This window comes from Candidatus Neomarinimicrobiota bacterium (genome assembly GCA_012964825.1).
In the GTDB taxonomy this organism is placed as follows: domain Bacteria; phylum Fidelibacterota; class Marinisomatia; order Marinisomatales; family S15-B10; genus UBA2125.
The window spans coordinates 40,953-56,948 of record DTTI01000073.1 but is presented as its reverse complement, the minus strand read 5'-3'; the positions used below and the strand labels follow the sequence as shown (position 1 = coordinate 56,948).

The following is a 15,996-nucleotide window of genomic DNA, read 5'->3' as shown; positions in this document are numbered from 1 at the left end:
AAACAGTCGCTATAGGAACTTCCTCACCGCACGCACACTCCCCACAAACGAGAAAAAGATGATGACACCCATAAGCAGAGCCACGATCTGAAATTGCCACACCAGACGGTACTGAGTAAAGAGTGAAAGAAAATAGTTACTCCCTTCAACAAAACCGTAAGAAACTGCCGCGGCCACCAGAGAGCCCAGGAGTCCCTCGAGAATACCCTCAACCATGAAGGGGAATCGGACAAACCTGTTGGTAGCACCCACCAGTTTCAGAATCCTGATGAGGTCCCGCCGGGCATAAATACTCAGACGAATGGTATTTGATATAAGTATGACCGTGCCAAACAGGATTGCCGCGGCAAGGGCAGTCACCCCAGCGAAAAATCCTTCATAGTATCTCTCGATGAGTGAAATGAGGCGCCCCTGGTAGCGCACTTCATCCACACCTTCCACAAATTCGATCTGCTTTATAATGGGATTGACATCTATCCTTCCCTCTTTGGGCTCTTCCAGCTTAAGAACAGATCCCGGTGGCAGTGGATTTTCCTCTAAAAGCTCAAAAATGTCTTCTCCAAACTCTCGCTGGAAAATATCAGCCGCCTCATCCTTGGTAATCAGTGAAGCGGACTTGATACCCTCAATGCCGCCTATCTGATCAACTAGTTTCGCCGCCTGGGTGTTGTCAACGTCCTCTGAAAAGAAGACCTGAAATTCGTATTGCCCTCGGGCAATTTGAATAATGCCCGAAACATTCTCGACCACCACTGCGATAATCACCACAAAACTGGAAGCAATACCTATTGCGGTGATGGTGGCAAGTACCGTTGATTTGGTTCGCCAGAGACTTCGGATGCCTTCCGAGACAAGGTATAGAAATCGATCAATCATGTCTGGATTTCGCCGTCTACAATCTGCATGAATCTGTAACCCCGGTCTCTCACTAGGGAGAAATTGTGAGTGGCCATAAGAACCGCTGTACCGTCCCTGTTAATCTCTTCCAGCAGCTCAACCACCTTGAGAGAAGCGGCAGGATCGAGGTTCCCCGTCGGCTCATCAGCAAGGATCACCAGCGGATCCTTCACAAGGGCTCGGGCAAGTGAAACAATCTGCTGCTCTCCGCCTGAAAGTTGGGTCGGCAGATGATCCCGACGATCCGAGATGCTGAGCCGTTCCAACACATTCTCAACCTCATCTTTCACCACCTTCATTCCGACTCCCTGAACGTGGAGCGGAATGGCGATATTCTCAAAAACACTCCTATCTTTCAGCAACTCGAAATCCTGGAACACCATCCCCACCTTGCGCCTCAGCATGGGAATGTTGCGTTTCTTGATTTTGTCAGATCTGTATTTGTCCACTCTTACTGTCCCTTCCTCAGGGAAGATGTCCATATAGATAAGTTTCAGAAAAGTGGTTTTACCCGCCCCTGTGGGTCCTATAATGCAGACGAATTCACCTGGCTCGATATCAAAAGTTACATGCTCAATGCCGACGCCATCTTCAAAGGTACAGGATACATTTTTGAAACTAATCATGATGACACCAACACAAGAATAATACTTATTTGTCTTATGTCAATGAAGTCTTTCAGGAATAAAGAGCAAAGAGTCAAAATATGTTCAGTCAACTGTTCAACTGACTCAAGATTTAAACAGGAAATCAGATAAAACTATATATCCACCGAACCAGGCCGATCATCACCAATATGTATCCCTCCCTTCGGGATACCACCCACCCTGTGCGCATGAAGACCAGTACAAGAGCAACCATAAGAGATAAGAACACAAGATGCACCCTGGCATCCAAACCAACAGGTATATCACTCAGTATTCCCGCCACCCCGAGAACTCCGAACAGATTGAAAATATCACTCCCGATCAGGTTTCCAACAGACATTCCATAACGAGAACGCAAAGCCGCAGCCAGTGATGTAGCAAATTCAGGAGCTGAAGTCCCTGCCGCAATTACGGTAGCCCCTATGACCCAGTCTGATACGCCCAAATATTTTGCCAGGTTAACCGCTGACTCCACCATAAAGTGGGCACCAAAGAGAACCATCGCCAATCCTCCAATCAGCGACACAGGATCCCACCAATCCATCTTACCCGTTACCTGATCCATTTCTAACGGTTCTCTTTTGATATAAAGATAGCTTAGATAAAGAATAAGCAGGGAAAAAAGGATTCCTCCCTCAAATTTGGTCAGGGCTAAATCCCAGAGAAAAAACAATAGAATAAACGTACCGAATAGTAAGAATAAGCCATCTCTTACAATGACGATTCTACTTGTTTTCAGGCTGTGGATAATTGCTGTACCACCAAGAATAAAGCCTAGATTAAATATGTTCGAACCTACAATATTCCCTATGGCAATATCACCTATTCCCTTCAAAGCCGCCAAGATCGAAACAGCAAATTCGGGAGCTGATGTACCCAATGCCAATATGGTCAGCCCGATTACCAGTTCTGAGATTCCCATACGCTTGGCAATTTTGGATGCACTATCTACAAGCCAAGTTGCTCCTTTAGCTATCACACCGACACACACAAGAACAATAATTACATCTTTTACAACTTCCATGATTTCCTTTTAGTTACCTTCTGAGGAGTTGAATAGTCTACAACTTAGCTAAGCAGGGACTTTCTCATTTTAATTATAATATGGCTTTGCAAGGGGGTTATCAACATTGATTAGGATTTACAGGAATGCTGTGATTATTCAGAGGTACATCCCTTTTTTATTGATAAAATCCCAGACAGAGTCTGGAACCATGTATCGAATGGTCAATCCACTCTTCACTCGATGTCGTATCTGGGAGGAGGAGACTTCAATTTGCGGAATATTTGCGAACCTAATTTGAGACAAAATCTTTGGATCAATCCTGCTAGGGCGAAACCCCGGGCGAAGGGCAACGATAACTGTGCATTCATTCAGGATTGATTCATATTCCATCCAGCTATGAAAGTCCAAAAGGGAATCGCTACCTATAAGAAAGTAGATACCCTCTGAATTGAGGTTAAACTTTCCCTTTGTCTCCTTTACGGTCTCCACCGTATACGAAACACCGCCCCGCTCTATTTCGATATTGGACACATCAAAATGGTCATTATTCACCAAAGTCAGGCGAAGCATTTCCAAACGGTCCTCGATAGGCGAAATGCTTCTTTTCTTGTGAGGTGGATTGGAGGCTGGCACAAAAACAATTCGATCGAACTTCTCAGATTCCTGAATGGTCTCTGCAATGATAAGATGACCCACATGGGGCGGATCAAAGGTTCCTCCGAAAAGGCAAAGCTTCACAATTTCTTTCCTTCCTCTTGCCGGTGTTTGTCAATCAATTTTTTCGCATCCTCAAGCAAGGTCTGATCAATGAACCTCCCGGTGTTGTCCTTCAGGAACGTTTCTGATTCCTTAAACTTACCGGCTACGATGAGTGTGTCCACAATCAGGAACCGTGCCTTGTCAGAAAAATCTGTGTCAAAATAAAGCTCCAAAAGACCCTCCAGGTAATTTACGGCGGCGTCATACTCTTCCATCTTCACATAGAGAATAGCGGACTCGTACATCTTTTGAGACAGTTTGTTTCGCATCTCCCGGATGGTGGCAGTGGCATTATCACGATACTCTGAATCGGGAAAGTCCTCGATGAATTCCTGATATTTCTGTATCGCCCTGTCTGTGGCACCCTGATCGAAATAGAACTTTGGAGAACTTTTTTCATAACTCTGGCAGATGCGGTAACGAGCAAGCCTGACGTGTGGACTGAATGTCATCTGACGAACCAGCTTATCATATTCGCTGATAGCGCTCTCGTATTCTTCATTGTGGAAATAAGCCTCACCCAGATAGAACTGGGCATCGTCACCGATTTCTGTATGTCTACCCCGCAAAAGGACATACTGGAAATGCTCTTGGGCACGGTAGTATTTCCGTTTCTCCAACAGTTCCATGGCCTTTTCATATCGCTCATCAATATCATCTTTGCTGAGATCGATCTCATCCTTGGCACAGCTGACCAACAAAACCGCAAACAGTGGGAAAATATATCTGAGCCTCTCAATCATTAATATTCTCTCACCATCTTATGGCCAGAGAGATCCCTCCCACGCCAGACCGGGCGAAGGGAGAAAAGGTCAGTCCCAATGCAGATTCTGTGTTTGGTGCCAATAAGCGGCGTCTCGTCTCAATGAATGCATCAAAAGCGCTAATTAAATGATTGAACATAATGGCACTGACGGTGTAGGTAGCCAGCCTGAATGCATCATTTGAATCTGCCCGCTGGTCGAGATAATTATTCTTTAAATCTGTCATGACCAGAATTTCAACGCTGTCCCCCACAGACTTTTCCTTCTCCCACCAACCGTTATTCCCGTCTTCCTTGAAAAGATCCGACCATCCTGCAACAAATTGATCATACTTGCCAATGTTCTCGTAGAACTCATGATCCTTCACAACTTCCACACCTTCAATCCAGTCCCACCCGCAAAGGGAGTCTGAACTGATGGTGGCTGTCTGGCCGGGGAGAAACAGTTTGAGGTGGTGAGTCCCTTCGCAGACCACATCACCATAACTGGATGTAAGCCATGGTGTCCTCAGCCACCATTGATAAAGATTCCAATTCTCATTGGCGAACAGTTCGTATTCAGTTTCGATCCTTTCCCCACTCTTGGTAAATGACCTCCAGCTCATCCAGGCGGCCACCTCCATCCCAGCGAAAAAGAGGGCCTTTTTCTTTGCTCCGGCGTACCACTCCCCCATACCGGGAATGGCCATGGACAAAATGAGTCCCCTGGCGGGATAAATGGTGCTGTCTACTTTAATCTGAGCTGAATCTGTTTTTGCCTCAGGCTGGATCAACAACAGTGGGCCATGAAAACGGGGTTCATAAATGAGAAGTCTCGACCCGCTTGAAAAAAGAGGAGCAATGAGGATCAGTATGACCGGTATCAGTTTTGGCTGTTTTGTCACTTAGAATCCAAAGAGAAGGGTAAAGTAAAGCCGTGAGTCGCCGCCATACTCATGATTTAGCGCGGTGAATTTATCTAATCCCCTGTGTAATTCCACGCCAATTCCCGTCGGGTAATTGTAGAATGAAAAGCCTCCAAACCGAAGCTGAACACCCACCGAACGCTTTGCTGAGAAGCTTCCTCCGTTCCCGTTCCAAGCGTCACCAAACTGGCCCATGAACCCGACTACAATATTCTGTAGAATAAACGGTCCCAAAGAAATATGGCGCTGTCTCATGATGGGGATTCTCGCTGTAGCTGTCGCCGCCACCATTCTGTTCCCTTCAAGTGCATAAAAAGGATATCCCTTTATCCCCGGCAAACCTCCTGCAAAAAAGTTGAAAAATGAATCCACTTCCGTCTCTGACATCCACCCACCAGCAATTTCAGCGGAGAGTGTCCATCGGTCCGTATTAGGTACCTCAAAATGAGCTTCACCGCTCCCCTTCACTCTGGCAAAGTTGAAATCTTTGAAGACAATCTCGAACAACGATTCTTCCGGACTGTAAAACCGATTGTTTTCCTGGCGGAAATCAAGATGAACCTTGAACCCATTACTTGGCAGGATGTCATAGTCAACCGTTCTTCGGAAAACCTGTGTGTCCCATCTCATCCCCGTATGAACACCGCTGTAGTAATCGATCCCTGACTTGCCGAAAAGCTGTTCTCCAGGAACCCACCAGAGAGCATTTGAACGGTAATTCTGATATGAGCCAAAGAGAGTGACACTGTGCCGACCCCGAAATGGAAACCTTGCCCCTCCCTCCATTTGGAAAAGCCGGTAAGCCACATCCGAGTCGATATCAATCACATCCCAAAGGGTGGATTGATTGGTGATGTGCCGCGTCATGAAAAAGACTTCCGCATAAAGCGTGGGATAAAGCGTTCTCAGTTCAAAGAGTAAGAATAGATCAAGATCAGTAAGCCTGTTAAGACCGGCACCGCCAAAAACGCTGACCCGGTTGATCACTTCATTGGATTGGAAATAGAACCCAGGTTTCATCATGCCGTAATCCAGCTGCAGTCTTGGGAAGAAAAACATTCTGGAAAATGAGTCCTCATAATTCTTAAAAACAGAATCAGGATAAGATGAATCGTCCGCCATTACAGGAGGTGGCAAGCCGTCGAATTTTGTGAAATAGTCAGGGCTGTAACCGACAACAGTTTCATCCACCAGCCGGACGGAGTCCATGAGCGCAATCCTGTAGCCACCATTTTCATAGAGGGAATAGAGCACCTTCCCGTCCCTGCTCACATCGGGCATGAATGCACCACCGAAAACGTTGGAGATATATCCTTGGCGACCATCGGAAGAATTGACGTAGAAAAGGTTGAAAATGCCTGAACGGTCTAAGGAATAGATCAGACCCCCGTTGGCCGTGGCCGTTATATCCCGTTCATCCCACTCGGGAACAGCCATAAGGTCAACAAAAGTCGTATCTTTTATATCGAGGGCTGCGATATTTCTGAAATGGCTTTCCACATAATCGAACATTAGCCACCTTTTGTTGGCATCGAAAGTAAGATTGGAAATTTGGCGTCCATCATCGAAACGTGTTATCTGTTCTGATTCCTCTGAATTCAGGTTAATCAGAAAGACATTCTGTGTCCCGTCCCGGGTTGCCAGGTAAGCCAGCAGTGAATCACCGGGAAATATAACAGGTGAAAAAGCTCTGGAACCTTTCGTCAGACGCTCCTCTTCCTCATCTTCAAATGAATAAACGTAAAGGTCGAACCATTTAGAACCTTTTCTATCCGGTTTCGATTTTTTTGTGTAATAGATCTTATCTCCTGATGAGGACCATGCCGGGGAAGAGAAAACATCTTTTGCCGTGATTTCATCCGTGCTGTCCTTGAAGGTGAAAATGCGCAAGTTGGTCTGGCCGAGAAAATCGTTTCCCTCATTGGACAAATATGCAAACCTTTCTCCATCCGGAGCCCAGGTGGGGTGGAAATTGGCAGTCCCTTTCTTCCGTATGATCTTGCCTTTTACTTCTCCGCTATTGATTGATTCGGTGAGAAGCTCATACCGTTCCATCAATGTTGTCTGAAAATCCGAAAACACTTTATCGGCCGGAAAACCGGCCGCCCCCTCAATTGCAGATTGGATTGATGCACCTGACTTACGGGATAGATTCCTGGCAATGACAGGAAGCACTTCTTGCCCGTATTTGTATGCTAGATACCGGGAAAAGGCAAATCCGGAATTATAGGTGGATTCATTCCCAATGCCCGCCTTACCGAAGGTATTCATCTCCGTGAGCGAAAGAAGATTATTGTTCAGTGCCCTGTCTCTTAGAATCATATCCCGGTGCGTATCCCAAAAGTCGTAAGTAGCCCCATCGTACATGAACTGTGCCACCCCCTCAGCAAACCACGGCGGCACGGTAGTACCGGGCAAAGGATAGGAGACTAGCGTATTGGGATAACCATACAGCACATCTTCCCGTTTTTCCGGTTCATACCTTATCCACTGAAAATAACCACCGGGCACACGCCTCCCGAACTTCATGGCCGCCTGCATGGAAACAATGTGCGTGAATTCATGGGTAATCACATTCTGTATCCAACGGTGACTTCCGCGCAGCTCCATGTCAAGAGGAGAGGCCCAAATCTCTATCTTATTGTCATAATAGTAAGCGGCACCATTAGAATAGTCATCAGTGTCAATGAAAATAATGTGAGTCTTCTCAACAGGTTCATATTGATAGAGACCTGTGACATAAGAATAGATGGTTTCCGCTGCCACGGCCCCCTCTTTGGCAGTTCTCTCCGTCCCGTTATGGAAGTGTACAGTAAAATGGTCCGTCTCGAAGGTCTTCCACGTCAATTCGGGATGATTGAATGCCACCTGCCCGAACACCGTTTGGAAAAGTAATCCAGCTATAAAGAGGGATCGTTTCACACTTTCAATTGGAAATTTTGGACCTGTTTTCCTTTGTCAGTTGATGACAGCAATTTTGAGAATCTTGGATGCCGATTTTCCAGCTAAGGTAGCTTCCACATTAGCTAAGTAAACACCGCTCTCAACCTGACTCACATCCCAAACAACTTCATTCACTTCATTTGAATGAACATTGGCTATCTTCAAACGTTCCACAAAAAAGCCCGCCAGATCATAGACGGTGATGGTAATGTTATCGACTTCACCTACGGTCACCCGAAGTGTGGTGGAACCATCATCAGCAGGGTTTGGGTAACAGTATGTTCTTTTTTTGTCAAGAATACCGTTGTTAGCCGAAACAGGTGACTCCGATAGAGAACCTGAAAAAAATCGCCCGTTGAGCAGGCCGCCGTGCTCGGACGGCCATGAATTGCCTTCATCTGCAGCTGCCTCATCAAAAAGCCACACTTCTGAAGAAGTAAGGATGGCGTTTCTCCCCTGATAATTTGCAATCATCTTCAGTTCACTTGTCTCATCCCCGGCCAAGTGAAAACTTATCCTACCGGTCCAGTCAATAATCAAAACATCCCCTTGAGAGGTTTTTGTCACAATCTCTGGATGATCGTCTCCCGTGATCTGTCCGGCCAGAAAAGGGCCTGCCGCATCCAGCTCCATTGGGAAACCGCTCAAAAGGGTGAGGTTACGGTTCAGAGCGTAAACCGTCCCTTCTGTGTCAGTCGCAATGATCTCCAATTCAGCGTCACCATCCAAGTCGACCACGCCAAGATAAACAAAACCGACTTCCTCAAAGCCTGTATAGGTGATACCATTTGTCATGCTCACTAACCCCTCTCCAGAGGTATGTACAACAGAGCCAACATCTGACAGTGGACCTCTCGTCCACCACGAAACAGTCAGTCCTTCATTCGTCACTTCTTCCCATGAAGAATCCGGTGTAATAATTACAATGTGATCATCGTAAAACAGACCAACTTTCGAAGCGTTAGTATAACCAACAACCCTTGATGGGAGAGCAAGTTGTAAGCTGGCTGACCATACTGACTCAAATCCGGAAATGGTTGAGGAATAAGATTTTATCTCCACAGCAAGTAACCCATCTCGCTCAAAAGTAAGCACAAGCTCTGGAGCCGGGCCGCTATTGGTAATTGCCAAGCGATAGTCGCCAACTGGACGAAGTGTAATCCCTTCAGGTTTGATCTCGCCAGGACCGGACCACCATAATGAATCGGACATGCCAATGATCTCCCTTTGACCATCTCCATCGAAGTCGTAAAGGAACTCCATCTGCAAAGATGAATCTGGAAATCCGTCAGCCAAAAGAGAATTGGCCAGTGTGAACGTCATCACCTTCCCCGCCTTGGTTATGTCATTGATCTCCAGATACGAATCAGCACCACTGTTTGACCGGGTACTAGGGTAGGTGTCAGGGCCGAAAGAGGGCGATTGATTTACGAAAGCAGGGTTGGCGATAGTATACTGGCTGTTTCCATCAAACCACATGTCTGACCAGAGACCTGCTGATGGATCGGTGAACAGAAATGCCGAAGGGTATCCCATATCCTGTGCGCCATCAGCCTCTTCCAAATCGATGCCACGCCTGTCACGGTTACCGTTTACTGTCTGACTCGCGAACCCTTCGGTTATTCTTTCCTCATCAATGTGCCAGATAAGCAGGCCTGAACCTGGCAGGCCCAGATCATAGTTGGGGACAGATGTCACCACCCCCGTTGTACTATCCCGCTGGAGGTTTGCCGAATCTAGGAGTACTTCAACATAGCCCCGCACGCTGATTCCCAGACCCCCAATTGCCCACCTCAGAGAATCGATGTCAACATTCTCTCTCACCCAGTTATTACGGTTTTCGATGAGAAAATATTCATTGGTAGAAATGTTTATCCGGACAATCTCATCAACTAAAGTATCTCTGGCCACCACTGTGACAGTTTGCGTGGGTGTTACGACTTGTGCCGACTCCCACCCGGCCCAGACCCTTGTCCACGGATCAGGTGGGGAAGGAACCAACCCTCTACCATTGTTCGAGCCCTGATCCATAAGTGCAAATATACCTACACCACTTTCCCCGGTTTCCAAGTCCCAAAGTGGCGGGAGCCCCACTGCAAATCCAAACATGAGGACAAATGTTCCAGTCAATCCAAACTGATAATCGCACGGCTGCGAAAGGCCGGCAAATATTTCAGAGGAAATACTGTAAAGAAGATGATTCTGCGTCTCCGGCAGGATGATACCGGAAGAAACTGCCGACCCATTTGGAAAAGTTATGGAACCGCTACCAAGCTGTTCTTCCAGAAACTGTGAATCAATATATGTGGAGGGAATATCAGTCTGCGTTGGATCTATGAACGGAAGTGAAAAGTCTTGGCCAATACCGGCATGGAAAACAATAATAATATCAAATTCGTCGAAATTTAGCACATCTTCAGCGTAAGACGCCTCCAGACTTTTTTCGAATAAACGGGCCAGTCCCTGCTGTTGAGCTTGATCATCATCGTAAGGGTAATAACTCGACATTGTCTCATTAAGCACATAGCTTGAGGATGCCTCCTCCGGCAGAATGACGGAACTATCCAGATCGATTCCGAATTTTCCTCGGGAGACGGAACGGTAGTAGTTGTCAACAGCACGTAGGTGCGCGTCAAAATAGGCCTTGTTATGTGGGGGCGGATCGATGACATAATCACCGCACTGATCCAATTCTGGTTCGGCAAGGAACGTACCGTTACCCGTGGAAGAAACGTCATCATCCGGACTGAAGCTGACCCGTAAGCCCAGAACAGAAACAGCCTCTTTTTCAAGAACCATTTGAGCATGGAGAGGGATGACGAACAGACAGATTAAAAACAGTCGCCAGATCACTTTGTATAAAAAAGTCCCGCCGTTAGAAAAGGCAGGACTTTTCAAAAAATTTCCAGAAATCCTCAGAATTCAATATTGAGAGAAAACCGCATGGTATTGGTAAGAGGGTGCCCCGGCTCTCCAAGGGTAAACCCGGCATCAAAGCCGTAGCCCGAAAACCTGAGTCCCACACCGAAAGTGGGGTTATGAATCTTTCCTGTCTTATCGTAGTAGTAACCTGCCCTCAAAGCAAAGTAGCGGGAGTACCAGTACTCGGCACCAAGATTCAGCACAGTCTCATCCAGTTCGTTTTGGAATGTTCTCGATCTGCCGGTGCCCACTTCAAGTTCTCCTGCATCGTTATACTTCCCGTAGTCAGAATCTCCCCACTCCGCCTCTGTGGGAACAAACTTGTCGGTGGCATCTTTGGTGTAGCCGCCAATTTTCCCGTCCGACACACCATTCCTCCCGGGACGGTCAATGTCACCACCCAACAGCCAGTCATCCACCCACGAAGTGAATATGCCAAGATAGATGGGATCGGTGTGAGCTTTTTCCATCCTACCTTTTGAATTGTAACTCCCACTGGGGCCCACATACTTACCTTTTTTGTCGTACATGCCCACAACACCATCACTGTTCCAATCCATGTCTGGATAGGATGCCACAAGCATTTTGTCAATATCCATGACGATGCTCAGTTTGTTGTATTCGGTGTCCACGACTTTGAAATTCAGGCCAAGAGTGAAATTTGTGGGCATGGGGTCGGCCTGTGCCTCATCGATAAAAGCAATCTTCGGACCAATGTTGGTCACCGTCACACCCATATCCAGTCTGTTGGAAAGAAAACCTTTCTGAAGATAGCCGAGGTCGAATGCGAAATCAGTAGTGACACCTTTCCCTTTCTCAGCCCCAGCGCCAATCTCAGCCAGCTTCTGATGAAGCAACTTCACGTTGAGACCGATGGCCGCGTTCCGGGAAATGAATGCTCCGTAAGAAGCGGTGGCAGCGAACATGAAGCTGTTGAATGTACCGAGATTCTCCCCCTGCTCATCGGTTCGCTGCTGCTCACCGAGATTAAGAAAAATGATATGCCCGCCCAAGGTACCCAAGGTAGGTACATGATGGCGAAAGGCAACAAATTCATAGTACATGTCAGAGACCAGGTTAGGTAACCAGTTGACATGCATGAGAGCAACCTCGGAACCTTGAAGAAACGCCAGGCCCGCGGGGTTCCAGTAGCTGGCATAAGCGTCGTTGGCCACGGCCACCTGGGCTTCACCCATTCCGCCGGCACGGGCACCGGGAGAAATGAGCAGGAACAGAGCTCCCGCTTCACTCCCTGCTTTGAGAGGCGAAATACCCGTAAAGAGAGTAACCGTTGCTAAAACAAGAGCTATTTTTCTCGACTGTTTCACCATTAGTGCGAAAAGTGGGTTTTTAACTCAATTCTGTCGCGTCTGTTCCAAACATCCTCTGAATAGAGACTATCGTTAAATATACCCGACCTCAATCATTTGTCAAAACTTTGTCCTCTCACAGGAGAGCGAGCGACAGAGCCGGAATATATGTAATGGCAAGCACTGTTAAGAGCAGGATGATGAAAAATGGCAAAGTTGCCTTGTACACTTCAGGCATGGAGCGGTTGAAACGGTACGCCGACAGGAAAAGGTTCATCCCCACAGGCGGTGTGAGATAACCAAGCTCTAGGTTCGCGATAAAAATGACCGCCATATGGACAGGGTCGATCCCAAAGTAAATACCCATGGGTTTTATGAGGGGCACAACCACAATGATAGCAGAAAAGATATCCATGAGGCAGCCGACGATAAGCAACATCACATTGAGAGCCAAAAGGAATACATACTTACTCTGAATATTCTCCCTCACCCAGTCCAGGGCCAGGAGCGGCACCTGGGCATCCACCAGATAGCTGGTAAACCCCATAGCCACACCAAGAATGATCAACACACCACCTACCAGCGTGGCACAATCCACAATCACTTTGGGAAGGTCGTTCAGTTTCAAATCTTTGTAGACAAACACCTCAACGAATAAAACATAAACAACCGTAAACGCCGCCGCCTCCACAAGCGTGGTAAAACCGCCAAAGATACCGATGAGAATGAAGGCGGGAATAAACACTTCCCATTTGGCTTTCCAGAAAGCCTGAAATGCTTCTGCTGGTTGGAAAGGTTGCCTTGTGACTTTCGAGATAAATCCCTGCCTTACGCCCCACATTGCTACCATGGCAACGAGGAAAAAACCCGGGATAATACCAGCCAGGAAAATCTTGTTTATTGGGACACCCGCCGTCACACCATAAATGATAACCGGGAGGCTTGGCGGAAAAAGCAAACCGAGGGAACCTGACACTGTGATGAGCCCTACAGAGAACTCGCGAGGATACTTTTCGGAAATAAGCATGGGAAGAAGCAGTCCTCCCAACGCCAGGATGGTGACACCGGAACCGCCGGTGAGGGTGGTGAAAAAACCGCAGAGAAGAGTGATCATGACGGGCGTTCCACCTGGAATCCACCCAAACCAGTGCCGGAACACTTCAATAAGCCGCTTGGAAGCACCGCTTTGGGCAAGGATATATCCCGCCAAGGTGAAAAGAGGAATGGTGGGAAGTGTAGGCGAAACAACAATTCTGTACATTTCTGCCGGCACAGCAGCAATGGGTACTCCATCATACCAGAAAAAGAGAACGGCAAAACCACCCAGTCCGATAAAAATGGGAGCCCCAAAAGCAAGTGAGACTATGATGGCAATCACACCAGCCCATAATACGGTGGGCGTTTGGAGAGTCTCTCCCAGTCCCATAGCCCCAATGACAAGGGGAATGGCTATAAGCAGAGCCCGGTAGACAGGTTCTTTTTTACTCGTTCGCAACATCTCCATGGCGATGAAAAAGAAACCCAGAGGCATGATTACTTCCACAACCCAGATAGGAATACCCGGCAGAAGATCCCTAGGATATTCTGATTCGGTCTTGACCAGGATAAAACTGGCGTAGGCAAGAATGAGGCTCACAGTAATGGCTACGCCTCTGGCAAACCAGTAACTGAATCCCTTCCTTCCATCTGTTTCTATCTCTATCGGCTGTGTGAGGGAAAGGAGTCGGTTCTCTCGGGCGGCGATAATGGCACCCAGGAAGCCGATCCAGAGCGTCAGGTGCTGTACAATAATGGTGGAGCCAGGAACTCCCGGAACACCCATGACACGAGTGATAGCTTCCACGCACGGCAGGAAGGCCATGGAAAGAAGTGCCGCCAGGACCAGCGTGTTTTCCCACCATTCAAATGTTCTTGCAACTGCATGTGCTGATTTTTGAGAAAAGTTCATCTATTTTCCAGCAAATTCTTTTTAAGCTCAATTGCCCTGTCAAAAATTCCTGTGGGAACAAGGCTCCCCCGGATATGGGGATAGAAAGATATGATCAGTTCCTCCCACGCTTTTCGATCTTCAACGGATGGCTGATTAATGTTGAGGCCGTTCTCAACCATCACCTGGAGGGCCTTTTCCATCTCTGAGACCAAAGCTCTCGTCTCCACCTCCATCTCTTTACTGATTCCCTCCAGAATAGGTTGATATTCAGCGGGAATTTTACTCCACATTTTTTCACTGATGATCAATCCACCGATCATGGGGGCCCACTTTAGGTCCAGCATGTTTGGTGCAAAACCAAACCACTGGAAAGAGAGTGCAACAAGAGGCGTGGTAGAAAATGCATCAATAACGCCCGTCTGTAGAGAGATAACAACATCCACAGATGCCAGAGGAACGGGATGAAAGCCCCCTTTGCGCCACAGCTGCTCACTGGCATAATCACCAGCCCAACTGAAATGCCGCATGCCTTTCAGATCCGACGGCTCATACATGGGCTCCCGGGTGAACCAGTAGGCCCACCCCACATCGGCCCACGCCAGAAGTTTGAATTCACTATCCGTAAGACCTTGCTCCAGTTCGGGCATGAGAATATTTCTTATAGCGTCCAGTTCCTCAAAAGAGTCCACCAGCATGGGAATATAGAAAACAGACATGTCACGGCTTATTTCAGCCAGCCCCTCGATGGTGACTGCTGCAGCATGGAGTTGCCCGATTCTGATCTTCCTGATCACATCTCGCTCATCACCGGCGACGCCTGCGGGATAAATTCTCAATACAACCTCCCCTTCAGTGGCGTCCCGCCACTTCTGTCCCAACTCCAGCAAAAGATTGTGCCACGGAGAACCTACGGGAGCTAGGGTAGCCATCTTTATAACAGTCTTTCCTTCCATTGGAAAGGATGAAAAAAAGAAGAAAAAACCGACGAGTGAAGCCAGTCGCCTAAAAGAACAATTCATCCACTCTCTCTCTGAGCCACTGTGCCCGCTCCTGCGCCAGAATATTGGCAAGCCGCTGGCCAAGAATTTCATTCACGTCAACAGCCTGCGCCTTATCAAGAAGTTCGAGAAATTCTTCCTTGTCCTGATTTCTGACCGAAATGGATTCAGCATAAGAGATATAAAGAGAAGCCCGGCTCCCTTCTGATAGTTCCAAGGCACGGTTGTAATGTTGTTTTGCAACCTCCGGAGCCGAGCTTCCACCATCAGGGCGGCTCAGTGTATAGGTAAACATCAGGTCATGAAGGGAGCCTTTGTCATAGGACTCGTCAAGTTCCAGTCCCCTTTCAATAAAGTGACCCACGTTTGGTAATTCGATAATGGCGGAGGGATTGTCCTTTGATGAAGAGATAAGTAGACCCCAGGCGGCGGCAGTCCAGTAGAGTATGGGAAGGTCTTCCTTACTCACCCTGGCAAGAGCCGATTGGGGATCGGAGCTGTAGCTCTTACCGAATCCGGGGTATTTTGCCTCGAGAGCAGCCATTCCATAATCCCGGGCCCGCAATAGTAGCTTTCCGCCTCGTTTGGCCAGCCTCCTGGACTCACTGAAATTTTCATCCAAAGCAATTTCGGCATCCCGCACAATGAACGCATAGGCATAAACAGTAAAGACCTGACAGGCGGATGTGAGAAGAACAGGATTCCCCGGCGACTGCTGGATCAACAGCTCAATAAGTTTCATGTTGGTTGGAAGCGACTCCCTCACGAGATCGGGATCATCCTCGGAAAGGTAAATGGCTGATATGCTGTCACCTGCGGAATTGAGCACACTCCCTAAAACAAATTCCCTCATTGAGCATCCTGTTAGAGATAAAAAGAAAAAAGTGGCGGTGATTAACCGAAAAATCAAGCTCAT

Annotated in this window: 12 protein-coding genes; all 12 read right to left on the bottom strand. The window is 47.6% G+C overall.

Translation table 11 applies throughout. From position 1 onward, the window contains the following. Nucleotides 1-9 precede the first annotated feature (9 nt). Nucleotides 10-876, bottom strand: coding sequence for an ABC transporter permease (locus EYO21_07220; protein ID HIB03593.1), 867 nt, complete (start codon nt 874-876; stop codon nt 10-12). Beyond that, entirely contained in the window at nt 873-1,523 is a 651-nt protein-coding gene (locus EYO21_07215) for an ATP-binding cassette domain-containing protein (protein HIB03592.1), read from the bottom strand. Before EYO21_07215 ends, EYO21_07220 begins: the two co-directional genes overlap by 4 nt. 124 nt (nt 1,524-1,647) lie before the next feature. After that, the gene (locus EYO21_07210; GenBank protein HIB03591.1) at nt 1,648-2,568 is read right to left on the bottom strand and encodes a sodium:calcium antiporter; all 921 of its coding nucleotides are present in this window, start codon (nt 2,566-2,568) and stop codon (nt 1,648-1,650) included. Between the two features lie 138 nt (nt 2,569-2,706). Then, a complete protein-coding gene (locus tag EYO21_07205) occupies nt 2,707-3,291 on the bottom strand; it encodes a nicotinate-nucleotide adenylyltransferase (GenBank protein HIB03590.1) in 585 nt (194 codons plus the stop codon). Further along, the gene (bamD, locus tag EYO21_07200) at nt 3,285-4,052 is read right to left on the bottom strand and encodes an outer membrane protein assembly factor BamD (GenBank protein ID HIB03589.1); all 768 of its coding nucleotides are present in this window, start codon (nt 4,050-4,052) and stop codon (nt 3,285-3,287) included. Before bamD ends, EYO21_07205 begins: the two co-directional genes overlap by 7 nt. 10 nt (nt 4,053-4,062) lie before the next feature. After that, complete coding sequence (locus tag EYO21_07195; protein ID HIB03588.1) at nt 4,063-4,956, bottom strand: hypothetical protein; 894 nt, start codon at nt 4,954-4,956, stop codon at nt 4,063-4,065. After that, nucleotides 4,957-7,899: a hypothetical protein gene (locus tag EYO21_07190; GenBank protein ID HIB03587.1), complete on the bottom strand. Its 2,943-nt coding sequence runs from the start codon at nt 7,897-7,899 to the stop codon at nt 4,957-4,959. It abuts the gene before it with no gap. Between the two features lie 36 nt (nt 7,900-7,935). Further along, entirely contained in the window at nt 7,936-10,818 is a 2,883-nt protein-coding gene (locus tag EYO21_07185; protein ID HIB03586.1) for a T9SS type A sorting domain-containing protein, read from the bottom strand. A gap of 17 nt (nt 10,819-10,835) precedes the next feature. Then, nucleotides 10,836-12,173 (bottom strand): PorV/PorQ family protein, encoded by a 1,338-nt coding sequence (locus tag EYO21_07180; protein ID HIB03585.1) that lies wholly within the window; start codon nt 12,171-12,173, stop codon nt 10,836-10,838. A 115-nt stretch (nt 12,174-12,288) separates the two neighbouring features. Next, complete coding sequence (locus EYO21_07175; protein HIB03584.1) at nt 12,289-14,100, bottom strand: TRAP transporter large permease subunit; 1,812 nt, start codon at nt 14,098-14,100, stop codon at nt 12,289-12,291. Beyond that, complete coding sequence (locus EYO21_07170) at nt 14,097-15,173, bottom strand: hypothetical protein (protein HIB03583.1); 1,077 nt, start codon at nt 15,171-15,173, stop codon at nt 14,097-14,099. The genes EYO21_07175 and EYO21_07170 overlap by 4 nt, the downstream gene beginning before the upstream one ends. Further along, on the bottom strand, nt 15,085-15,996 hold the full coding sequence (locus EYO21_07165) for a hypothetical protein (GenBank protein HIB03582.1): 912 nt from the start codon (nt 15,994-15,996) through the stop codon (nt 15,085-15,087). The genes EYO21_07170 and EYO21_07165 overlap by 89 nt, the downstream gene beginning before the upstream one ends.

Coding starts and splice junctions, on each gene's coding strand:
- EYO21_07210 (HIB03591.1), bottom strand. CDS start 2,568: ATGGAAGTTGTAAAAGATGTAATTATTGTTCTTGTGTGTGTCGGTGTG.
- bamD (HIB03589.1), bottom strand. CDS start 4,052: ATGATTGAGAGGCTCAGATATATTTTCCCACTGTTTGCGGTTTTGTTG.
- EYO21_07165 (HIB03582.1), bottom strand. CDS start 15,996: ATGAGCTTGATTTTTCGGTTAATCACCGCCACTTTTTTCTTTTTATCT.
- EYO21_07170 (HIB03583.1), bottom strand. CDS start 15,173: ATGAAATTCTTGGCCAGCGGCTTGCCAATATTCTGGCGCAGGAGCGGG.
- EYO21_07220 (HIB03593.1), bottom strand. CDS start 876: ATGATTGATCGATTTCTATACCTTGTCTCGGAAGGCATCCGAAGTCTC.
- EYO21_07180 (HIB03585.1), bottom strand. CDS start 12,173: ATGGTGAAACAGTCGAGAAAAATAGCTCTTGTTTTAGCAACGGTTACT.
- EYO21_07175 (HIB03584.1), bottom strand. CDS start 14,100: ATGAACTTTTCTCAAAAATCAGCACATGCAGTTGCAAGAACATTTGAA.
- EYO21_07215 (HIB03592.1), bottom strand. CDS start 1,523: ATGATTAGTTTCAAAAATGTATCCTGTACCTTTGAAGATGGCGTCGGC.